The organism is Bythopirellula superficialaquae, assembly GCF_059632245.1.
On record NZ_CP197426.1, the window covers coordinates 17617 to 38779 of the forward strand.

Here is a 21163-nt window from a genome sequence, read left to right on the forward strand (position 1 = left end):
ATCTGCCGACGTACAATCCGCCCTTGGATTTCATCACACTCGTTGCGTCAAGGAAGACCCAACAATGAGCACGGAAGCTGCGCTCCGCAAACGAGCGAATGCCCCCCAATTTTCTCCCCTCTCGGAAGACGAAGTCTTGCGGCTTGGCCGCGAAGTCGTGCGGACCGAAGCCCGCGCGCTCAACGAGCTCGTCAAGCAGATCGACAGCAATTTTTTCCGCGCCGTGCGGATGATGTATCGCCTGTCGGGCGACGTGATCATCACCGGCATGGGCAAGGCGGGCCATATCGGTCAGAAGCTGGCCGCCACGTTTTCTTCGACTGGCACCCGCGCGCACTTTTTGCATCCGGCCGAAGCGATTCATGGCGATCTCGGCCGCGTGCGGCAGGGCGACGTTGTGATTGCGTTTTCGCAAAGCGGCGAGACAAGCGAAGTCGTGGGGCTGATCCCCAGTTTTCGCCGCGTGGGTGTGCCGTTGATTGCGGTAACTTCCTCGCGCACAAGCACGCTGGGGCGTGAAGCCGACATTACGATTCAACTGGGCCAAATCGACGAAGCCTGTTCGCTGGGTCTCGCGCCGAGCACAAGCACGGCCGTGATGCTTGCCTTGGGCGACGCGCTCGCGCTCGTGGTCAGCCGTCTGCGCGGTTTTGCAGCCGATGATTTCGCGAAGTTTCATCCCGGCGGGGCGTTGGGCTTGAAACTCAGCGCCGTGGAAGACTCGATGCGTGGTCTCGATGATTGCCGCGTCGCGAATGAAAACCTCACGATCCGCCAAGTGCTTGTGACCTGCACCAAGCCCGGGCGTCGCAGCGGGGCGATAATGCTCACCGATCACGAAGGTCGGCTGACCGGTTTGTTCACCGACAGCGATCTGGCGCGGTTGATCGAATCGCGTCACGACGTGGCGCTCGACCGGCCCGTTGTTGAGGTGATGATCAAAGCCCCGCTGACCATTGGCGTGGGAGCCAAGTTGAGCGAGGCCGTTGATCTGTTGGCCGACCGTAAGATCAGTGAACTGCCCGTCGTCGACGGTTTGGGCAAACCGCTGGGTTTGATCGACGTGACCGACCTGATGAGCATGATGCCAACCACGGAAGTTGCCGCCAAGCAAACACGCAAAGCCGCGCGACCTTCGATTCGGATTTACGACGCCGATGAGTACGCGGATTGAGTGATGTTTCTTGATAGCGGTGTCAAAGGACGACCGCTGGCTACCGCCTGCGGCTAAGTAAGAAAACGGCAGATCGTCATGTCCCTCACCGAAAAATGCGCTGCGATTCGCTTGATTCTTTCCGACGTCGATGGCGTGCTCACGGACGGACGGTTGATCTACGACAACCAAGGGATCGAAGCCAAGCAGTTTCATATTCGTGATGGGCAGGGGATTCGCCTCTGGCAGCAAAATGGCTTGGCCTTTGGCATCGTGACGGCTCGCAGTTCGCAAGTCGTCAAGTTGCGTGCCGAGGAGCTTGATATCGCGATCTTGCGGCAGGGAGCGAAAGACAAACTCGCCGCGGTGCGTGAAATCGCGACAGAGCATCAGCTTTCGCTCGAACAAGTTTGCTATGTGGGGGATGACCTGCCCGACTTGGCAGCCATCCAGAGTGTAGGCTTGGGAGTCTCTGTAGCCGACGCCGCCGAAGAAGTGCGAAATGCTGCGGGCTACGTAACGAGCCAGCCAGGCGGCATGGGAGCAATCCGCGAGATCATCGAATTGATTCTGAAAAACACCAATCGCTGGGAAACCACAATCCGCAAATACGTGGCCTAAGCAAAGGACCTATAGCCGGAGAACTACGCTCGCCGGGTTAAAACGTAAGGAATCGCCAAAATGAGAACCCTGATACTAACCTTGGCAGCCTGTAGCCTCACTTCCGCCGCTCAGGCAAAGGACACGTTGCGATACGCACTCATTGCTGGGCCAACAGCCATGGAGGTATCTCGAAGTTCGCTACTTAAAACCTCTACGATGGGCGAAGATAAGTACTTCCTAAATGCGGATGAAAGAGAAGGAACAGCCCCTGCAAAGGCTACATCGCAAGACGAAAACTTGATCAATTGGACACCCATGTCAATTGATGCATTAGGTTACGACATCCGAGAGGTATGGAGACTCAGAGCCGAAACATGGACCTTCGGTGGCATAGGGTTTAGTCGCTGATATTTATTACATTCCGCAATCTGAAATCCGCATTCTGAAATTTCCCCCATGCTCGCCCGACTGACACACGCCGGTATCGCCTTTGCCGTCACGGTCGTGGTCTATCAGCTCTACGTGCTGCTGGCGGTGCCATTCATCGAGCCGCCTCACGCACAGATTGTTCATGTAGTGAGCGACGGCACGGAAGCCCCCGCCAACTACACGCCGACGCATAAACATCGGGAACTCCTCGCCGCGTATTTTCCGGCCAATCATTGGACGCTTGCCACGCCTCCCAAGAGTTTTGACAACGGCCAGGCGATGATCGTCCTCGACGATTATCAACCCAACGACAGCGGCGAAGTTCGCGTGAATAAATGTGCGGTGCTGTTCTTTCCGCACGAACGTGAACCCGGCGAAGTACCGCCGCGCGATGCCATCATTCTCGAAGCGCCCCACGGCGCGGTGATTCAACTCGACGAAAGCTTTCAGGCGGGCTTCAACGGCGTTGGCCGACTGCAATGGGCCCGGCTGTTGGGCGACATCGTCGTGCGCAGCGATATGAACGAGCCCGGTCCCGCAGATGATCTGCTGCTCAAGACCCGCGATCTCTACATGAACCAGGATTTGATTCGCACCGATGCCGAAGTCGATATGCGGCTGGGCGAGCATTGGGGCAAGGGCAAGGTCTTGGAAATTCGGTTGGTCGCCATCGAGCGGGGCCAAGCCTCGGCGGGGCCCAGCATTGGTGGCATCGATTCGTTGGAAATCCGCGAGAATGTCTCGGCACATCTGGCCGTGCAAAGCACGGGTTTGTTCGATGGTAAAAGGGTGCCCCAAGGAGAAATGCCGCCCGTCGAGATTAATTGCGATGGTTCCTTCAAATTCGATTTCACCTCGAATCTGGCATCGTTTGTTGATAAGGTGCGCGTGCTGCAAACCTATTCCAACGGCGCGCGGAATCGCTTGCTGTGTGATGCTTTGAATCTTTATCTCGCCGCCGAGGACGAAACGATTTCCCCCGTCGTCGATGATCCGAACGCGGCGACATCCATCGCGGGTCGCACACGCACGGTGAGTGCCTTGCATGCCGGCACGGTGGAAGCTCATGGCACAGAGCTTAATCCCGTTGATTTGTCGTCCGACACGCACGATGCCGCGGCGAAATGTGGCTTGATGAGAATCGAATTGGGGCCGCAGCGAATTTCCTTCAGCGGACAAGATGAGATCGTCCTCACTTACCAAGGCAATGAAATTCACGCCCCGATGGTGCAATACACGGCACCCGCCAAAGATTCGGGCCAGCGAATCGGCACGTTACTCGCCGCGGGAAATGGTTGGCTGAAGGGCGTCCCCGGCACCGCCAACACGCAGCAACCGTTTGAAGTCCGCTGGACCGACGGCATGGAACTTCGTCGCGTCAGTGGCCAACCCGTCTTGAACGTTCGCGGTCGCCCACGGCTTACGATGGCGGGAGGACGCTTGTGGGCGGATGATATGGAACTCACGTTGCGCGAACGAGCCATCGACGGCAGCGAAGACGATCTCCTGCCGTCGGAAGTTGTGCCTTCGCGGATGGTGGCCAACGGTCACGTTGATATTCAATCCGCGGAGCTAAGCGGCAAAGTCAATGAACTCGTGATTGACGTTGCTTATACGCCGAGCGATTTGGTGCTGGGAAATGCCAGCGGCGCGGGTTCACCGGGTGGCAACTCTTCGCTGTTGGGAGGAGGTGCCGCGGGTGGTCGGGCCTATAACATCAATGCTGAAACTCTTGCTGTCGAGATGGTCGTCCGTGCGGGCAATGCCGCGGTGCGTTCGCTCGATGCGCGGGGCGATTTGATGTTCCGCGAGGAAGCCCTCGGCAACGCGGGAACACAGCCCCTTGTTGTTCGCGGCAAAGAACTCACGGTTCGCAAGGCCGACACTCCGGCTGCCGAACTATCACTCAAAGGCCAACCCGCGTCAATTACGGCCCAGGGCATGTCGATTCAAGCCGTCGAAATCCTAGCCAACCGTGGCACGAGCGGCGCGATGATCAATTCGCCCGGCCAGTTGCAAATTCCGATGGCGCGTGATTTGGCGGGCAATGAACTCAGCGAGCCAGAAGTTCTTGAGATCACCTGGCAGGGCGGCATGAACATGGAGAACGACCGCGTTACGTTCCAAGGCGACGTCGTGGGTCGAACTTCAACGGGTCAATTGAACACAAACCGATTGGTAGCGGTCCTTTCGCAGCCGATTCGCTTTGATGGCGCCACGCAGCGCGAGCAAACGCAACTTGCCCAGATTGAATGTTGGGAAGGCATCGCCGCGCAGTTTGTCCAGCGCGATGCCGTGGGGACAACGGCGGTGCATCGCATGGCGCTCGAATCGATCTCCGCCAATCAACTCACGGGCATCGTCGCGGGAGTGGGGCCTGGTTTTGTGGAATCGGTCCATCTGTCGAAGACCGAACGTAAACCCATGCCGTTTGTCGATGTGACGCCTGATGCGGATTTCAAAACGGCCGCGGCGGCACGTCCCGAGCAACAACTGCGATTCTTGCGGATTGAATTCAACAAGGGGGTCGAAGGGAATCTGCTGGAACAAAAAGGCCGCTATGTGGCGGTGCTGGGGAATGTTCACACGGTTTACGGGCCGGTCGATGCCTGGGAACAAAAACTGCCAATCATGCCGCAGGGCTCACTTCGGCCGGAGACCATATATATAGAAAGCCATCGGTTGCAGGTCGCTCAGAGTCCCAACGCACGGCTGGACCGTGATTCCCGCTTGGCGGCGGTGGAATTGATGGCCGAGGGAACCGGCGTGCCGGGGGGTGACGTTGTGATCGAGGGCGTCGGCGGCGAGCAGGGGGTCTTCAACATTCGTGCCCATCGGGCCAAATATGATCAGCAGAAGGCAAAATTCATGTTGGAGGGTGACGGCGTCCGCCCAGCCGTGCTAACCCGTGAACAATATCCGGGCGGACCCCGCGACGAGCAATCTTTCAACGCGCTCGAATACAACCAAACATCCGACGAATGGAAAGCCACCGGCGTCGGTCGCGGCCAGCTGAACGGATTGAATATGGGGCAACCTGCTAAGTAGGCTTTGCGATTAAGTCACCCGCAAGCGTTCGCGTTCCAAGCGCTCCATCAGAAACGCGAACGCCGGTTCAGCCATTCGCGAAAAGTATTTCCAAGTATGCCCCCCCGCGCGGGTTTCGAGATCGCATTCAAACGGCACGCCGAGCGAGAAAAGTTTCATCCGCAGTCGATCCGCCGAATCCCACCAGCGCACGTCGTCGGGATCGCAACAGAACCATTGATTTCGCGGCCAGTTGAGTGGATGAATATGCAGCGTCGCCGTATCTTGCCGGCCGTCTTCGGCATCGCGATACATGCGCGAGAGCGTGGGGTCGCCTTCGTCGATTCGCTTCTGAAAATCGATTGCCGGAAACACAGCAGCCACGGTGGGGAAAATATTGGGATACTTATAAGAGAGCCGCAACGCCCCTTGACCCCCCATGCTAATTCCCAACAACGCGATCCGCGGCGGCGTGCATTGCCATCGCTCCGCGATGAATGGCAGCACATGTTGCAGCAAGTACTTCTCGACCGTGATCTTGGCGTCGAATTCCTCGGCGATGCGGTCCGACCACCAAGTGACCCCTGTGATCGGTGCGATCACTCGCAAGCCATGGTGCTCGAATTGCTGGGTAATTCGCGGGTAATCGGCGAGATTTTCGACGTGGCTGCCGTGCAAATACAGAATCGTGTAGCCGTGTGGAGACGGGTTGGTCGGCTCGAAAATGCGGCAAGAATGCCCCGCCACGGAGATTTTCGACCATTGATCGGCATGTGTCGGCACGTGATTCGCTCCAAAACTCTGGGCCGCTTGCGACATCGCGGCGGGGCTCCCCATACTACAATACCAACTTCATCCCCGATTGAATGCCATGGACGCACCACAAAAAATTGTTCATCTGATCGGCTCGCTCGGCCAGTTCGATGCGTCGCAGTATTTGTGCGATCTCGCCCTTGGGCAAATTGCCGACGGGCAGGAAGTGACGGTCGTCGCCTTTACAGCGAATTCCGATGCACGCGATGTTCTCAAATCGCGCGGCGTGAAGACCGAAATCATTCGCAAGCGTTGGGGCTACGATCCCTTCGCCGCGCGACAACTTGTGCAGTCGTTAGAAGAGTGGAATCCCACGGTCGTGCATATCTGGGGAGCGCGCGCCACGCAGGCGGCGCTCACCGTTCGCCGCGCGCTGCCGGAGGCCGCGCTGCTGGCCACGCTCGTGAGAATGCCGCAGCTTCCCAATCCTTGGTGGCCCAACAAGAGCTTGCATGCCTTGGATGCGATTGCCGTCGAGCGCGACGACGTTCGCGCGGAATTCGTCGACGCGGGGCAGGGGGAAGAAAAAATCCACATCATCCCACCGGGCATTTCATCACCGCCGAGCGAAGCTCACACCCGCCGCGAATTGCTGACGCATCTTGGTTTGCCATCGGAGAGTCGCTTGATAGCCATGGCTGGACCGCTCGAGCGTTGGCAACTTGTCGACGAAGCGATTTGGAGTTTTGAGTTGATCCGGATTTTGCACGATCACACCGCACTGGTGATCGTCGGCGACGGACCCGAACTTGGCCGCCTCGAACGCTTCACCCGACAGGTGACCGATCCCCAAGCCGTGCGTTTCGTCGCTCACCAAGCGGTGCTTTCCGACCTGCTCGCCCATTGCGAGATCTACTGGCAGCCCGGCACGAGCCAAGCCATTCCCTCGGCGCTACTTGCCGCGATGGCGAGTGGGCTCCCCGTGGTGGCCAGCGATGTCCCCGCGCATCAGGCTGTAATTCAGCATGAACAGAACGGTTTTCTCGTTCCTGCCGCGAAGCGGGCTGTTTGGGCTCGTCACACCGATCAACTGCTTCGCAGCGAACAATTGCGCACCAAATTTGCACAAGCTGCTCGTCAAACTGTTGCCGACGGCTTCGCCCTCTCGGCCATGACGCGCGCTTACAGCCAACTTTATTCCCAGCTCATCGCCACGAAATTGACTTCATGCTCAGTACGTTCCTAATTATCTTCTCGACCGCGCTGGCAACCTTGTTGGCCACGCTTATCTTTCGCAATCTGGCTACGCCGGAGCGCAAACTCGACTATCAGTTGGCCGAACTTGCGGTCCACGAACCGATCTTCGAGCGCTGTATGGGGCACTTGCTCGGACCGCCGCTTGTGGGTGGCAATCGCATCAAGACGCTCAACAACGGTGACGAGATTTTCCCGGCCATGCTCGCTGCGATTCGGGCCGCACGCCATACGATCACCTTCGAGACTTATATCTATTGGTCAGGTAAAGTCGGTGATGGATTTGCCGAGGCCCTCGCCGAGCGGGCGCGCGCGGGAGTGCAAGTGCATGTTCTCTTGGATTGGATCGGCAGCAACAGGATGGAACAATCATTGATCGATCTCCTCGAAGCCGCGGGGGTTGAGGTCGAGCGCTACCGCCCGTTGCATTGGTACAGCTTGTCGCGACTTAATAGTCGCACGCACCGCAAGATATTAGTCGTAGATGGCCGTCTCGGTTTTATTGGGGGTGTAGGAATTGCTGACGAGTGGTCGGGCAATGCCGAGAACGCGGATAATTGGCGAGATCTTCATTATCAAGTCGAAGGGCCGGTGGTCGCCCATTTGCAGGCGGCGTTCACCGACAATTGGCTCAAAACCCGCGCAAACGTCCTCAACCACGGCGATTACTATCCGGAACTCGCAGAAGTTGGAGATTGTGCCGCGCAAGTATTTAAAAGTTCTCCCCGCGAAGGGGGCGACAGCGCGCGGCTGATGTTCTTATTGTCGCTTGCCGGTGCGCGCGAACGGATTCTGATCGCCAATTCCTATTTCGTGCCCGACGATCGCACGAGCCGCGAGCTGGTTTCCGCCGCCAAGCGTGGTGTGCAAGTTGAAATCATCGTCCCGGGTCAGATTATCGATACCCACCTCACCCGCCGGGCATCGCGTTCTCAGTGGGGACCACTTTTGGAAGCGGGGATTGCGATCTACGAATACCAACCGACCATGTTTCACTGCAAAGTCATGATCATCGACGACCGCTGGGTCTCGGTCGGATCGGCGAATTTCGATAATCGCTCGTTCCGCCTCAATGACGAAGCGAATCTCAACGTGATGAATGAAAAATTCGCCGCGGAGCAGACCGCCATTTTCGAGCAAGACAAACAAGCCTCTCGCCGAGTGACACTTGAAGAATGGCGAAATCGACCGTGGCACGAGAAATTGATCGACAATCTCGCGGGACTCTTCAAGTCGCAAGTTTAAGCTCAGTGGCCGCGAACCGTCGGTCTTCTTCGAACTTACGCCGATTGCTCGCAGGCAATCCGTCGCACGCGCGACGTGCAGGATGCCGTATCAATCATCGGCGGCAACCAGCGAACCTCTTGCAGTTGCAGGGCGTAACCCACCGTGCGGCGGCGTAATTCGGCGGGGGTCCATTGGCGACGGATCTCCGCGCATTCGAGGCGAATCTGGCGAGGCGTCGGCAGGTAGTCAGGGACAGCTTTCATGGGCTAAGGCTCCAGATTGTCTGGACTCCGAATTGGAAAGAACCAGGGCCAAGAACCACTTCGGGCGGGCTAGGATTGGGCATCTGTTGCAGCTCTTGGCCCTGGTGGGCGGCAAGCTTGAGCAAAATGTAACCTCACTTCGTTGGGATTTTGTTTAGGTTTTGCGAATTCTCTGCGAATATCGCGTGTCTTTTCGCCGCTCCGAGCGAGCTTTGCCGAAATGGCTCGACACACTAAAATTACGCTTCTATTCCACGGGCGGGACACAAAAGCCAGACCGCAACGCCGGTCCGGCCCTTTTCAGCGGCGCAAGTACGTGCCGTTTTCTAGCAGGGAGGGTACTCAACTGTGATGAAAGACGTATTGGCCGTGGTTCTCGCGGGGGGCAAAGGAACCCGGCTCGAACCTTTGACTCGCGAACGCGCCAAACCGGCCGTTCCCTTTGGCGGCAACTATCGAATTATCGACTTCACGCTCTCCAATTGCATCAACAGCGGCATTCGTCGCATTTTGGTGCTCACCCAGTACAAGGCGATGAGCCTCGACCGCCATCTGGCCACCGGTTGGCGGCATTTGCTCAGCCGTGAGCTGGGCGAATTCATCGACATTGTTCCGCCGCAACAACGGATCGACGAGCAGTGGTATCAAGGGACCGCCGACGCGGTCTATCAAAATATCTACACGCTCGAAAAAGAACGGCCCGAGCACGTGGTGATTCTCGCTGGCGATCACATCTACAAGATGGATTACGCCAAAATGGTTGAATTCCACAAGGAGAACAACGCCGATCTCACGATCGCGGCCTTGCGCGTCAACAAAGAAGAAGCCACGCAGTTCGGCGTCATGCAAACCGATGCCAGTAACCGGCTTGTTGGTTTTGAAGAAAAGCCAGCCAATCCCAAAACGATGCCGGGGGACGACAAGAATTGCCTCGCGTCGATGGGCATTTACGTTTTCAACGCGCACTTTTTGTTCGATCAGTTGTGCCAGGACGCGACGCTGCAAAACAGCGCCCACGATTTTGGCCGCAACATTATTCCGTCGATTATCAAGACGCACCGCTTGATGGCGTATCCCTTCATCGATGAAAACTCGAAGGCCGATTGCTACTGGCGGGACGTTGGCACGCTCGACGCTTACTATCAATCGAATCTGGAACTCACCGACGTCGAACCGCTGTTGAATTTGTACGACTATCACTGGCCCGTGCGCACCGACCAGCCGAACTTGCCACCGCCGAAATTCGTGTTCGACGAAGATACCGGCCGACGTGGCATCGCCACCGACAGCATCATCTCAGCCGGGTCAATCATCTCCGGCGGCAAAGTGAAGCGGAGCGTGTTAGGACCCAGGGTCCGCGTCGAAGAGCGCGCCGAGGTAACCAATTCGATCTTGTTCCGGGGTGTGACGGTCGGCAAAGGGGCCATCGTACGCAACGCGATCATCGATAAGTACGTGCAGATTCCGGACGGCGCACAAATCGGCGTCGACTTGGAACGCGACATCCGCCGCGGTTTCACAATCACCGAAGGGGGAATCGTCGTCGTGCCCGTGATCGAAGCCGCCGAAGAGATTTTCGCCCGTTAACTGAAATTGGAGTGCGCGTTAGCCGGCATCGTCCCGATGCCGTGTTTGCACGCCGATTGAAGCCGAAAAATTCTCTCCGCGCCCTCCGCGCCTCTGCGTGAAATTATTCTTCAGAGGCGGCCAAATATTTCAAATGAAAATGGCCGCGCACTCTGCTATGTTCGTAACGAGGCTCCCGCGTAAGCGGGGGAGTGTATCACACGTTCTGCTGCATGCAGGAACTGCGCGGAGCTTGTTCCGGCCTACGGAATATTACCTATTTTAACTTGCTCATCGACGAGCCGTGATCAAGTTGAAAAAGTTGATCAAGATGACAAAGTTCTAGCTTGGCAACAATTTGGAGGCAGCAAGCCAAGCAAACCTCGCCAAGCTGGCAAACCTGAAGGAGGGGACGATAGGCTTAAATTGTCATTCTGATCGGAGTGGCACGGAGAGAAGAATCTTGCTTCCACTGGTACTCGCTTCAAACCTTGTGGGTGAGGCAAAGTAGATTCTTCGGTCGCCTAGGCTTTCTCAGAATGACTTGTGGCTCTAACGACTCACGCCTTCCTTTTTGCTGGCCGTCGTGGCGGTGGTCATTGGCACGAGCTCGATGCTGTCGATGATTTGCCGTTCGGCGTCGGCGAATTTGTCGCTGCGATCCTTTTCCAGGGTCACCGCCAGCGACAAGCGGGGAGCATTGTCGGTCGACACGAGATAGTTGCGCCACTGGATCGGCACGTCGTTCACCTTGCCTTCGGCGATCACACCCAGGCAGTTGTAACCCCGTTTAGTTTGCCATTCGGTCGCGGCGGTCACCGATCCGAGTTTATCGCCGAGCGATTGGCGGACGTCGCGCTCGAATTCGTCGAGCGGCGTGTGACGACCGGCGGAACGGGGGGCCAGAACGCTTAAATTACAATGGGCCGTGAGCTCATGATCGTGCAAGTAACGAAACGAATACATATCGCGTTCCTCGGCCGTGATAAACCAGGCCGCGTCGTATTCAAAACGGAAGTCGTTTTTGGGCGATTCGTAAACGAGGGTGCGCGTGAGTGGTTCGCTCGTCCGCTCGGCGAGTTTTTTGACGGCTGGCGCAACGGTGAGCGGTTTTTGGTTGGGTTCGATTTCGACAAAGGCTTTGGCCACGACGTCGAGGCCGGGGACGATGTCGCTCGACTTGCGTGTTTCCTTGATCGCGAAGTTGAAACGAGTGATCCGCTTTTTGTCGAGGTGAAACAAGTAGGCTGCACGAAGTTCCATCTCGGTGGGGGTGCCGTCGATCGTGCCGTGAACCGTGCCGGCGAGCCGGATTTGCACCTGCCGTTCGGACTCGGCCGTGACGACGCTGCTGACGTCGCAGACGCCGACGTGATCCATGCAAAGCAGCGCGCCGAGCGTTGCGGCATCGTGGGTCCAGGTATCGCCTTCGGCAAGTTCCTTGCCGGGGAGCAGTCGGTCGATGGCGAGCGTGTTGGCGACGATATTCACCAAATCGAGCTGTTCGCGAGTGAGTTTGTCGTTCGCGCCGGTGAGATTGCTCAAGCCGTCGCGAACTTCGGCGAGCATTAGCCGCTCGTCTTCGACAAGCGTGCGATCGGTGGTTTGTTCTTCCACGTCGAACTTGGCCGTGGCTGTTTTGTAATCGCGGATCGAACGAGCGACCGCGTTGGGATCAGCCGACCAAGCGACGAGTTGTTCCTGGTAGTCGAGATTGCCGAGCACTCGCGTGGGGAGTTTCTTCTCAACCTTTTCGTCGGTGGCGTCCTTCTCGGTCGGCATGATCAGTTCGCCGCCGACTTCGAGCTTGACGGTCACGTGCGCCGCGTCGCCGGGGGCGAGCTCCGCCTTGAGCATGTATTTTGGAGTAGCCGCCGAGATGAACGAACAGAACGAAAGGCAACCGACCAGTGCCAGCGAGAACGAAAACTTCATTGCTTTTCTTCCCTGAAAAGTTGTCAGCCAAGTTTGCGAGAGTTGCGGAGTGTAGCGAGCATGCTTTTTCGAGGAAATGTAAGTTACTCTGAGGTGAGAATTTCGGGTTTCTTGAAGAGCACTGCGTGCAGAGGTGGACAGTCACCTGCCAGGTCGAAACGACACAAAGCTTGGCTAAACCGCGTATCTCCCCAAGGAGTCGACGTAGTTTCCGCGAATTCCCGTCGGGCTCGGGAATGTCCAGTTAATTCTCAAGGTATTATTCAGTAAGGAGTTATGTTGTTTCTCGTCGTTTGCCAGCAGCGCAATCTTGTCGGCATTTGTGAACTTTCTCTCGACCCAAAAGCACTTATTTGCGTACAAACTGTTGACCACAAAGGGCTAGCAGTCGATTGAGAAGCGTCAAGATTGCTAGCTGTCGAGCGAACAAGCTCGGAAGGTCATTGAATTCCTAAGAAAGGTGTAACAAGTTAGCTGGCAATTAGTCCTTTAATAAAGGTCGTGGGCGGACGGAATCGCAAGGAACACCACACCATTGTCGCAGGCCTCACGCAAGTATTGCGAAGGGTCGGGCAAGAGGAACGAGCAGCAAGAGAGGTGGACCATGCATAACGAATATAAAAATCCCGTGATTCGCTGGTATCGCGACAGCCAACAACAGGCGTCGCGTGGTGAAATGGTTGCGCGGATCGATGCCGCCGAGCAGCTCATTGCCAGCATTGAATTGGAAAACAGCTATCCGGCTGCCGAAGTCTTGTCGAAGATCGACGGCAAGCCGCTCCCCGAAGCTGGCAATCGCAAGATCAGCGGTCACGATCTGGTGAACGATCTCCGCCTGTTGGTGGAAGATCTGTCCGACATGATCGAACTGGCCGCGGATGCCGTCGGCGAGCAAGTCTTCACCGTCGAAGAGCTGGCGAAGCAGTTCAACGTGTCGACCAAAACCATTTCGCGGTGGCGGGCCCTGGGGCTTGTCAGCCGTCGCTTGGTGTTCGATGGTCGCAAACGTGTAGGCTTCCTCCGTTCGAGCGTCGACCGGTTCATCAAGAACAATGCGGAACGTGTTGAGCGTGGCGCAAAGTTCAGCCAACTCACCGACGAGCAGCGCGATGAATTCGTGGCTCGGGCGCGTGAGATGGCTCATGCCGGTCGCGGTCAGGGCGAGATTGCTCGTGTTCTGGCTGAACGGACGGGTCGGAGCGTCGAAACTGTGCGTGCCGCGCTGCGGACTTACGATGCTGAGCATCCCGAATCGGCGATCTTCCCCGCTGGGGCTGGTCCGCTGACCGACGTGCAGAAGAGCAACATCTTCCGTGCGTACCGTCGGGGTGTGTCGGTCGATAAGCTCTGCCGCGATTACAACCGCACGAAGACGACCGTCTACCGCGTGATCAACGAGATGCGGGCCGAGCGGATCAAAGAATTGCCGTTGGATTTTATCGACAACCCCCGCTTCGCGCGGAAGGGTGCCGACAACGCGATTCTGGGTCCGATGCCCGAGGTCGAGCAAGGCCGCAAGGCACGGCGTCCGTCGGGTTTGCCTCCTTACTTGGCAAGCCTGTATGAGATTCCGTTGCTCACCCGCGAGCAGGAGCAGCACTTGTTCCGCCTGTACAACTACCTGAAGTACAAAGCGAACAAGCTCCGCGATCAGCTCGATTACGAACGGCCGAAGTCGTCGCTGATGGATGAGATCGAACAACTGCACGAGCAAATTGTCGATACCAAAAATCAGATCGCACGGTGCAACTTGCGTTTGGTGGTTTCGATTGCCAAGCGGCATGTGAAGCCGGATCAGAATTTCTTCGAACTCGTGAGCGACGGTAACTTGTCGCTGCTGCGAGCCGTGGAGAAGTTCGATTACGCCCGTGGCAACAAGTTCAGCACATACGCCAGCTGGGCGATCATGAAGAACTTTGCCCGGACGATCCCCGGCGAGTACCGCCAACGCGATCGGTTCCGCACGAGCTACGACGAGTTGTTCGACCTGACCCAAGAGAATCGTAGCAACCCGACCATCGAGGAGAACGTGCAGCAAGACCGCGTGAGCAAGATTCAACGCGTCTTGAGCCGCCTCGATGAGCGTGAACGGGCAATCATTGTCGGACGCTTTGGTTTGGACCACACGAAGGAACCGCAAACTTTGAAAGAAGTCGGCGAAGAACTCGGCGTGACCAAGGAACGCATCCGCCAGATTGAAGCCCGGGCGCTGACAAAGTTGCGTCAGGCCGTGCAAGAAGAAAAGATCGCGCTCGAGATTTAATCAAGCCGATCAATTTGAACCTTAACGAACGCCGTGGAGAGCAATCTCCGCGGCGTTTTTTTGTTGGGAAGGTGCGAACTGTCAGCATAGTCTCAATTTTATCAGAATGGTTCTCGCTAATTGATTTGGCCAGGCCTTCAACGTATCCTGTACGCGGTTTTGAGCACCCCGTCGCCAGGTTGTTGCCATGAAGCGTTTGACGTCGTTCGTTTTGCCGTTGTCGTGCCTCGCACTTGTTGTTGGTTGTGGTTCCCCCGCTGAGAGTGGGGGCGAATCTGCAAAGAGCGTTGTCGGGACGACGGCGGCTAACGGTAACAGTGCGCCGTTGGCAGTCGCGTCGCCAGTAGTTGCGGCGACGGCGGAACAGATTGCGCGTTGGACTCCGACGGCATTTGAGCCGTTCGAGCTTTTGGGGATCTACGAGTGGGAGAAAACGAGCTTCACCTCGCGGATCGCCGCTTTGCCGGATGGGGAGCATTTCATTGTGGCTGGTTCGCGGGTGATCTTGTGGTCGCTCGACGATACGAAGACTCCTGCGCATGTGTTTCTGGAACTCACGAGCGACGATGGCGATCGACACCAACAGGCTTTGGCCGTCGCGCCGGATGGCAAATGGTTTGCTGTCGGCGATTCGGAGGGGACGCTGCGGGCGTGGAATCTCGCCGACAAGTCGGAGATTGTCACGAAGCAGCTTTACACGAACGATATTCAAGATCTCGCGATCTCGCCCGATGGGAAAGAAATTGCCATGATTTCATACGACAATGAAGTCACGATCTGGAGTGTGCCGGAGTTTAATGAAAAGAAAAAGTTCGAAGTCACGACCAAATTTGTGAAACAGCTCGAATACGTCGCGCCTCAAGTGTTGGCAGTCGCGGGGGAGACGATCTCCGCGTGGAACACGAGCACGGGCAAGTTGGATCGCGAGCTTTCCGCAGACCGCTACAGCACCGCGCTGGCACGATCGCCCGATGGGATGAAGTTTGTCTTCGGTGGCGATGAGAAGTTGGTGATCTGGGATATCCAAAACGGCAAGGCCGAGGCGGAGATCACGCAGGAAGTCTCTGGCCGCGAGCAGATCGTGTTTTCGCCAGATGGCAAATATCTGGCGGCCAATAGCGGCGGCACGGTGCAGTTGTGGAATCTCGCCGAGCGGCGGATCACGCAAGTGATCGAGGGCTATGGCTGGGCGATCTCCGATGTCTGTTGGTTACCGGAGACGAATTTGCTCGCGATTGCCTCGGATATCGGCGTGACAAGAATCTGGGGAACAGCTCAGCAGGGTGCAGCCGTGGGTCTCAAACCGTTGCATCCGCCGCTGGCGAAATACGATGTGCCCGCCACGCCGCTGCAAATGCACGAAGTAATCAACTTACGCGTGTTGCCACGACTTCCCGGGAGTGAGATGAGCATCGCCGGGGGTGGGAATTTGAGTTGCATCGTGCCGGTCTCGGCTGAAGAAGCGAAAACATTCTATCGTCATTTCCTCAACAAAGCGGGTTGGCAGGAATCGGCCATGCCGTCGCCGAATCCCATGATGCTCGTGTTCGAGAAGGACGGCTTTCGGATCACGGCTTCGTTTTACGATGCAGGCGACGGCAAGATAAATGTCATGATCAATCACGGAGGCAACTTAGACCTTCGTGAGATTCCAAAGTTTGACGCCGCACCGGTGGAGATAGTTTATGAAAATGAAGATACGGTGAGCTATCGTGCAAAAGCCGACCTACTGACCCTAGAAACGGGTCTGCTGCGTTTGTTGCACAAGGCGGGGTGGATTCCGTACACGCGGCTCAATACGTCACATAGCGAGCAAACCGATGCGCGTGATCTGGATTTTCTGAAGAATGGCACCACGCTGAAAGTGTCAGTGCGCAAGTTCCCTGACGACCGTGATAGCTACACGATTTCGTATTCGCTGTTTCCAAATACCGCGAGCGTGCCCGTCCTGCCGGACGCGGGGTATGTTGAGTTCGATGGTTCGACCGATCCGAAGTTGATTGCGACCACAGGAATGAGTTTGGAGGAAGCCCGCGATTTCTACGATAAAGAAATGGCGCGAGAGGGTTGGATTATTCGCCTCGGCGGCCACACGATGAAGGAAGAGTACGCCTGGCTCAGTTACTTACGGGATCAAAGTAACGTGGTGATCGGACTCACCAAATTGGAAAATGGCAAAACCTTAGTGCGGGTTGGCGAGTCGAACGGCTCGCTGTGGGAAGGTTCGTTGCCACCTGAAGAAGAAGAGGAGGGTGATGAAGAAGAAACAGAAATCGTGGGAATCGAGGCGGCGGATTTCCCCATTCTGAATGCGTCGAAAACCGCCAAATACGATCCGCTCGAGAAGACGATTGAGGTGCAGATCGATGGATCGACGCTTGCCAACGCGGCGGAGATCTATACGAAGGCGATCGAAGCCCTCGGTTGGAAACACGATGGCCGAGGGATTCGAGGTGAGGATTACACGTTTCTGACTTACGAAAAGGACGATGTCGACTTCTCTTTGCGGGCCCATTCTAAAGATGGCAACGCGCTTGTGAATTTCGGCGGCGATGGACTGTTGTGGACGAAGCCGTTGCCTGTGGCGAAGGAAGTGGTTTCGTTTGAACGGTGGCTGCGATTGAACAAGCTACCACCGGATTTGAGCCTGCTTGATCGGTATGAGGCAGAAATGCGTGCGGTTGGAAAACCGTGAACCACTCTGTTGTTCTGGTTGTGCAGCCGGTTGACACCGGCTGCGCGCCTGGTTGACCGAATCAATGCTTTGCTGCTAGCACGCCTAATTCCGTAATTTGCTTCGGTAGCAGGCCGTTCTCTTGACGCGATTCTCGCGCTCGTCTAGTGTTCCGACCCGCTGGATCAGGTTTTCGGACAAAGTCTGCGCGGATGTGGCTTCACGACTGCATTCCCGCGAAAGGTTTGTTGGGCATGTTGTACGATTTGATCGGACGCTTTGCTGGAATTGGCGGGGAATGCGCCTTGGCTGTGCTCTTTGTGGTGAGCATCGTCAGCCTTGCGCTGATTTGCGACCGCGTGTGGTACTTCGTCCAACGGCATCTCGACGTTGATCTCTTTGCCGGTCAATTAGCACCGCTGTTGCGAGCTCACGATTGGTCGGGGGCGCAGGATTTGGCTCAACAATCACCAGCGAGTCCGGCACTCACGGTACTGGCGGGGTTATCACAAGTTGATTTTGGTCCGCAGGCGGTGCAAGCCGTGATGCGTTCCGCAGCGGCACGAGAACGCTTGCGACTCGATGCGCATTTGGGTTTGTTAAGGTCGTTGGGACTCGCGGCCCTGTTGGTGGGATTGTTGGGAACCGTGTTCGATCTGTGGGAGTTTTTGAACTCGCCAGGGATATCGAGCAGCGGCAAAACGCTGATGAATTACAACGCGATCTCGGTCTTAGCTCCACTGGCAGCGGGACTGCTCGCGGCGACGCCGGCATTCTTCGCGGCCAGCATCCTGACAAGCCACGTTCAGAAAACGATGAACCAAATCGAATTCATCACGGAGTTTGTCATGGCTCAGTTGACGGCGAATGCGGGTGTCGGTTCGCAGCCGAAGTACTCCGCTCGTGCGGCTTAACAATCATCGAAGAATGGAATGAGAGTGGCAACAACCGGCACAGAACAGAACGAAAAAACTCCGGCATCGAAGGCCTGCCGTCCGAGTTTGCGCGTGAATCGGTTGAGCTTGCTGTTCGTGGGAAGTGCGGTGCTGCACGTTGTGGCGGCTTATGCCTTGTTGCGGTCTTGGGATTTCAGCGGGCCTACACCTGTCGAGCAGGTGGTTGCCCAAACCGAGACACCTGCCGTGGAAGAAGTCGTACAGGTTGTGCGGCTTGAGCTAGCCGTCGCGCCGGCGAGTGAGAATGCGATTATCAAACTCGCGAAGTCTGAAAGCTCGGTCGAAGACGACCGAGAAAAGACGAACAAGCAGGACGCAGGCAACGCCGACGCGTTGGAATTGAAACCAGCAGACGGTTCGGAGCCAGCCTCCGGCAAACAGAAGAAGAAAAAATCGACTCGACCACAACGTTCAGCCCGTGGAGCGATTAGCTGAGCGCAATGAGTTAAGACAAACTTTCAGCCGCAAGGCTTTATTTGGAGTTTTCGGACATGAACATGATGGACCGCGTCGTTCAAAGGGTCTTTCAATCGGCACTGCTCTGGGGCGGATTGCTTTCGGTCGGCTTCTATGTGCTGTTGGGCGCGATCGACGAGCGGCTTGATCCCTGGTTGGTGCGCGCGCTGACAAGCCGCTGGGAAGCCTATCTTTGCACCTCGTTGTTCTTGATCGGATTCGCCGCGCTAACGATTCGGGCCGTCGATATCATTTTTCAAGCGGTGTTGCTCACCAAACCGCTGCGCCCAGAATCTACTGAGGAAAGCACAATTATCTCTGCCGAGGCTATGCTCGAAGACCTCAGCAAAAGTAATGCCTCGAATAACACCTACCTACACCGTCGTTTGAAAAATGCCCTGCAATTCGTCACCCGTAATGTTGCGGGGACAAAATCGCTTGCCAGTCATTTGGGTGAATTAGCCGATGCGGATCGGGCACAAATGGAACATCACTATGATTTGACGCGGTTTCTGACGTGGGCTTTGCCCGCGGTGGGGAGCTTAGCGACTGTTTTAGGGATTGCCGCGGCGATCACGCAACTCAACGCCACGAATTCCGAGGAACTGATCAAAGGGGTTACAGTTGGTTTGGCGCAGGCCTTCGACACGTTCGCATTGGCGTTGGGAATGTCGATTCTGCTCGTGCTGTACAAGTTTGTTGACACACAATGCGAGCAACTGCTGCTGGCGGTCGTTGACCGAAAAGTGGAGGAAGAACTCGACGCGCAGCTTGCCGAGACGGTCGATCCCTCGACGGCTCAAATGGAACAACTGAGGATGCTCACACAAAGCATGGTGAAGGCGACCGAAAAGCTCGCCCAGCAGCAACAGTCGGCTCAATTCAAGAACGCCGTTCAGGGCGGAGCACCGGGACAACAAGGTGCTGCACTGGATGAGCAAAAGATGGAAAGCATGGTCGCCCGCGCGATGGCGAACGCTTTGCAGAATCAGCCGACTCAAGTTTCGATATCTTCTGGTGGTGAAATGGACATGACGGGCTGGAAGCCTTTGCAACAAGCTTTGCAGCAAGTGGCAAACTACTTATCCCGGCAACAAGCGAAGCAAGAGACCGAAGGGGAAGTTGTTCAACAGTTGATCAACATCATTGACGACGAATTGAAAGACGGCCGGCCAGCCCGTCAGCGTCCCGAACTGCGGATGCATGATGGCAACGACGCGGAGGCGAATCTCTGGAAGCGTTCTGCCTGAGAATCTGACTTGCAAGCCGCAGAGAAGCGGTCAAAAGATATTTGGAAAGGTTCATGATGAAACCCGTGATCAAATCATTGATGCTGGCAGCCTGGTTGGCATTGGGCATGGTAGCCAGTGTGCCTGCTGTGGCGCAGGAAGCGACAGCTGTTGGCAGCGAGGCCACCGGCCAGCAAACACAGTCCTATATCCAATGGTTTATTCATTCGTCCGGCCTAATCGGCTTATTCATATTGGGACTAGCCATCTATTTCGTCGTGACCACGGTGCGATTGTTCTCCGAGATGCGCATGGAAATCGCAGCTCCGCCCGAACAGATGGAACAATGTCAGGAACTGATTCAGCAACGCGATCTGAAAAGCGTGTTCAATTTTGTTCGCTCGCATGATTCTTATCTTTGCCGCATGCTAAAAATCGGACTGATGGAACTTCCCAACGGTCTGGCCGAGGCACGCGACACGATGGAACGCCACGGCGAAGCGGAAACCGTGGAGATGGAAAAACGCATCAGCATGCTTGCCGTGTTGGGAACACTCGGTCCAATGATTGGTTTGATTGGCACTTTGAAGGGTATGATCGCGAGCTTTAGCGTGATCGCGATGTCGGATATGGTTCTCAAGGCAAGCGAAGTCGCGGGTGGTATTTCAGAAGCCTTATTACTGACGTTCGAGGGCGTGGCCCTTTCGGTGCCGGCGATTTACTTCTATGCCGTGTTCCGTAACCGCGTGGCATCGATTTCGGTTTCGACGATGTTGCAGGCCGACAGTTTGCTGCGTCAATTCGCCCACGCGGCGCGATTGCGGACCGCACCCGCGGCACCGGCAAGTGATTCCATCGCGGCTTAATGGGATCTTCGGAGAGCGATTATGTCCGCAGCAATGCAACATGCGACGAGGGCTGAGCCTGATCTGACACCCATGCTCGACATGGTGTTTCAGTTGATCACATTTTTCATGCTCGTGATTAACTTTCGTGCGGCGACGATCGATCCGAACATCAAGCTGCCAATGATGGGCTCCGCACGTCCCGTTGCGGCAAATTCTGAAACGGACGTGTTGGTGCTAAACATGGCCGCATCGGGAGAAGTGAATGTTTACGGTCAATCGCAAGATGCCGAGAAGTTTTTAGAGCAAGAAGCGCGGCTCAGCCTGGAGAAATCCCAGAAGCAGAATCCAAAATTGCAACTTGGCGATGAGCTTTCCACGACCGTCGTGATTCGCGCCGATAAGCAAACCGAGTTTACCAAGTTAAATCACGTTTTGATGGCGTGCCAACGGCTGGGCTTTCGCAAGATCTCGCTCAAAGTCTTGGATAAGCCTCTGACAGACCAAGCAAGCACGCTGTAGTTTAAGAA

16 protein-coding genes are annotated in these 21163 nt (G+C 56.3%); 13 read left to right on the forward strand and 3 right to left on the reverse strand.

Annotation, left to right across the window (positions count from 1 at the left end; all coding sequences use genetic code 11):
* Positions 1-64 precede the first annotated feature (64 nt).
* The 3 genes from SH678x_RS00065 (at position 65) to SH678x_RS00075 (ending at position 5233) form a co-directional block, all read left to right on the forward strand.
* Positions 65-1174 carry a KpsF/GutQ family sugar-phosphate isomerase gene (locus tag SH678x_RS00065; protein ID WP_496920841.1) on the forward strand — a complete coding sequence of 370 codons (1110 nt, stop codon included), beginning with the start codon at positions 65-67 and terminating at the stop codon, positions 1172-1174.
* 78 nt (positions 1175-1252) lie between these two features.
* Positions 1253-1774: a KdsC family phosphatase gene (locus SH678x_RS00070; protein ID WP_496920842.1), complete on the forward strand. Its 522-nt coding sequence runs from the start codon at positions 1253-1255 to the stop codon at positions 1772-1774.
* 438 nt (positions 1775-2212) lie between these two features.
* Complete coding sequence (locus SH678x_RS00075) at positions 2213-5233, forward strand: hypothetical protein (RefSeq protein ID WP_496920843.1); 3021 nt, start codon at positions 2213-2215, stop codon at positions 5231-5233.
* 9 nt (positions 5234-5242) lie between these two features.
* Here SH678x_RS00075 and SH678x_RS00080 read toward each other — a convergent pair whose 3' ends face one another.
* Positions 5243-6031, reverse strand: a complete 789-nt coding sequence (locus SH678x_RS00080) for an alpha/beta hydrolase-fold protein (protein ID WP_496920844.1) — start codon at positions 6029-6031, stop codon at positions 5243-5245.
* A gap of 52 nt (positions 6032-6083) precedes the next feature.
* Here SH678x_RS00080 and SH678x_RS00085 point away from each other — a divergent pair, with 52 nt between their 5' ends.
* On the forward strand, positions 6084-7211 hold the full coding sequence (locus SH678x_RS00085) for a glycosyltransferase family 4 protein (RefSeq protein WP_496920845.1): 1128 nt from the start codon (positions 6084-6086) through the stop codon (positions 7209-7211).
* A complete protein-coding gene (locus SH678x_RS00090) occupies positions 7193-8464 on the forward strand; it encodes a phospholipase D-like domain-containing protein (RefSeq protein ID WP_496920846.1) in 1272 nt (423 codons plus the stop codon). Before SH678x_RS00085 ends, SH678x_RS00090 begins: the two co-directional genes overlap by 19 nt.
* 35 nt (positions 8465-8499) lie before the next feature.
* On the opposite strand, the gene SH678x_RS00095 is transcribed toward SH678x_RS00090, so the two are convergent.
* The gene (locus SH678x_RS00095) at positions 8500-8709 is read right to left on the reverse strand and encodes a hypothetical protein (RefSeq protein WP_496920847.1); all 210 of its coding nucleotides are present in this window, start codon (positions 8707-8709) and stop codon (positions 8500-8502) included.
* Between the two features lie 351 nt (positions 8710-9060).
* Between SH678x_RS00095 and glgC the strand changes: the two genes are divergently transcribed.
* Positions 9061-10296: a glucose-1-phosphate adenylyltransferase gene (gene glgC, locus SH678x_RS00100; RefSeq protein WP_496920848.1), complete on the forward strand. Its 1236-nt coding sequence runs from the start codon at positions 9061-9063 to the stop codon at positions 10294-10296.
* A gap of 531 nt (positions 10297-10827) precedes the next feature.
* Here glgC and SH678x_RS00105 read toward each other — a convergent pair.
* Complete coding sequence (locus SH678x_RS00105) at positions 10828-12210, reverse strand: hypothetical protein (RefSeq protein ID WP_496920849.1); 1383 nt, start codon at positions 12208-12210, stop codon at positions 10828-10830.
* A gap of 604 nt (positions 12211-12814) precedes the next feature.
* Between SH678x_RS00105 and SH678x_RS00110 the strand changes: the two genes are divergently transcribed.
* The 7 genes from SH678x_RS00110 to SH678x_RS00140 all read left to right on the forward strand — a co-directional run bounded on the left by SH678x_RS00110 (position 12815) and on the right by SH678x_RS00140 (position 21155).
* Positions 12815-14473: a sigma-70 family RNA polymerase sigma factor gene (locus SH678x_RS00110; protein WP_496920850.1), complete on the forward strand. Its 1659-nt coding sequence runs from the start codon at positions 12815-12817 to the stop codon at positions 14471-14473.
* A 187-nt stretch (positions 14474-14660) separates the two neighbouring features.
* Positions 14661-17168: a WD40 repeat domain-containing protein gene (locus tag SH678x_RS00115; RefSeq protein ID WP_496920851.1), complete on the forward strand. Its 2508-nt coding sequence runs from the start codon at positions 14661-14663 to the stop codon at positions 17166-17168.
* A gap of 191 nt (positions 17169-17359) precedes the next feature.
* Positions 17360-18061 (forward strand): MotA/TolQ/ExbB proton channel family protein, encoded by a 702-nt coding sequence (locus tag SH678x_RS00120; RefSeq protein ID WP_496920852.1) that lies wholly within the window; start codon positions 17360-17362, stop codon positions 18059-18061.
* Positions 18062-18079: 18 nt separating this feature from the next.
* Positions 18080-18538 carry a hypothetical protein gene (locus SH678x_RS00125; RefSeq protein ID WP_496920853.1) on the forward strand — a complete coding sequence of 153 codons (459 nt, stop codon included), beginning with the start codon at positions 18080-18082 and terminating at the stop codon, positions 18536-18538.
* A gap of 56 nt (positions 18539-18594) precedes the next feature.
* Positions 18595-19809: a MotA/TolQ/ExbB proton channel family protein gene (locus SH678x_RS00130; protein ID WP_496920854.1), complete on the forward strand. Its 1215-nt coding sequence runs from the start codon at positions 18595-18597 to the stop codon at positions 19807-19809.
* A 53-nt stretch (positions 19810-19862) separates the two neighbouring features.
* Positions 19863-20654: a MotA/TolQ/ExbB proton channel family protein gene (locus tag SH678x_RS00135; protein WP_496920855.1), complete on the forward strand. Its 792-nt coding sequence runs from the start codon at positions 19863-19865 to the stop codon at positions 20652-20654.
* 21 nt (positions 20655-20675) lie between these two features.
* Positions 20676-21155 (forward strand): ExbD/TolR family protein, encoded by a 480-nt coding sequence (locus SH678x_RS00140; RefSeq protein WP_496920856.1) that lies wholly within the window; start codon positions 20676-20678, stop codon positions 21153-21155.
* Positions 21156-21163 lie beyond the last annotated feature (8 nt).

What these genes read in the sequence shown, in the direction of transcription:
- SH678x_RS00065 (WP_496920841.1), top strand. Translation starts at nt 65, where the DNA reads ATGAGCACGGAAGCTGCGCTCCGCAAACGAGCGAATGCCCCCCAATTT.
- SH678x_RS00070 (WP_496920842.1), top strand. Translation starts at nt 1,253, where the DNA reads ATGTCCCTCACCGAAAAATGCGCTGCGATTCGCTTGATTCTTTCCGAC.
- SH678x_RS00075 (WP_496920843.1), top strand. Translation starts at nt 2,213, where the DNA reads ATGCTCGCCCGACTGACACACGCCGGTATCGCCTTTGCCGTCACGGTC.
- SH678x_RS00080 (WP_496920844.1), bottom strand. Translation starts at nt 6,031, where the DNA reads ATGTCGCAAGCGGCCCAGAGTTTTGGAGCGAATCACGTGCCGACACAT.
- SH678x_RS00085 (WP_496920845.1), top strand. Translation starts at nt 6,084, where the DNA reads ATGGACGCACCACAAAAAATTGTTCATCTGATCGGCTCGCTCGGCCAG.
- SH678x_RS00090 (WP_496920846.1), top strand. Translation starts at nt 7,193, where the DNA reads ATGCTCAGTACGTTCCTAATTATCTTCTCGACCGCGCTGGCAACCTTG.
- SH678x_RS00095 (WP_496920847.1), bottom strand. Translation starts at nt 8,709, where the DNA reads ATGAAAGCTGTCCCTGACTACCTGCCGACGCCTCGCCAGATTCGCCTC.
- glgC (WP_496920848.1), top strand. Translation starts at nt 9,061, where the DNA reads ATGAAAGACGTATTGGCCGTGGTTCTCGCGGGGGGCAAAGGAACCCGG.
- SH678x_RS00105 (WP_496920849.1), bottom strand. Translation starts at nt 12,210, where the DNA reads ATGAAGTTTTCGTTCTCGCTGGCACTGGTCGGTTGCCTTTCGTTCTGT.
- SH678x_RS00110 (WP_496920850.1), top strand. Translation starts at nt 12,815, where the DNA reads ATGCATAACGAATATAAAAATCCCGTGATTCGCTGGTATCGCGACAGC.
- SH678x_RS00115 (WP_496920851.1), top strand. Translation starts at nt 14,661, where the DNA reads ATGAAGCGTTTGACGTCGTTCGTTTTGCCGTTGTCGTGCCTCGCACTT.
- SH678x_RS00120 (WP_496920852.1), top strand. Translation starts at nt 17,360, where the DNA reads ATGTGGCTTCACGACTGCATTCCCGCGAAAGGTTTGTTGGGCATGTTG.
- SH678x_RS00125 (WP_496920853.1), top strand. Translation starts at nt 18,080, where the DNA reads ATGAGAGTGGCAACAACCGGCACAGAACAGAACGAAAAAACTCCGGCA.
- SH678x_RS00130 (WP_496920854.1), top strand. Translation starts at nt 18,595, where the DNA reads ATGAACATGATGGACCGCGTCGTTCAAAGGGTCTTTCAATCGGCACTG.
- SH678x_RS00135 (WP_496920855.1), top strand. Translation starts at nt 19,863, where the DNA reads ATGATGAAACCCGTGATCAAATCATTGATGCTGGCAGCCTGGTTGGCA.
- SH678x_RS00140 (WP_496920856.1), top strand. Translation starts at nt 20,676, where the DNA reads ATGTCCGCAGCAATGCAACATGCGACGAGGGCTGAGCCTGATCTGACA.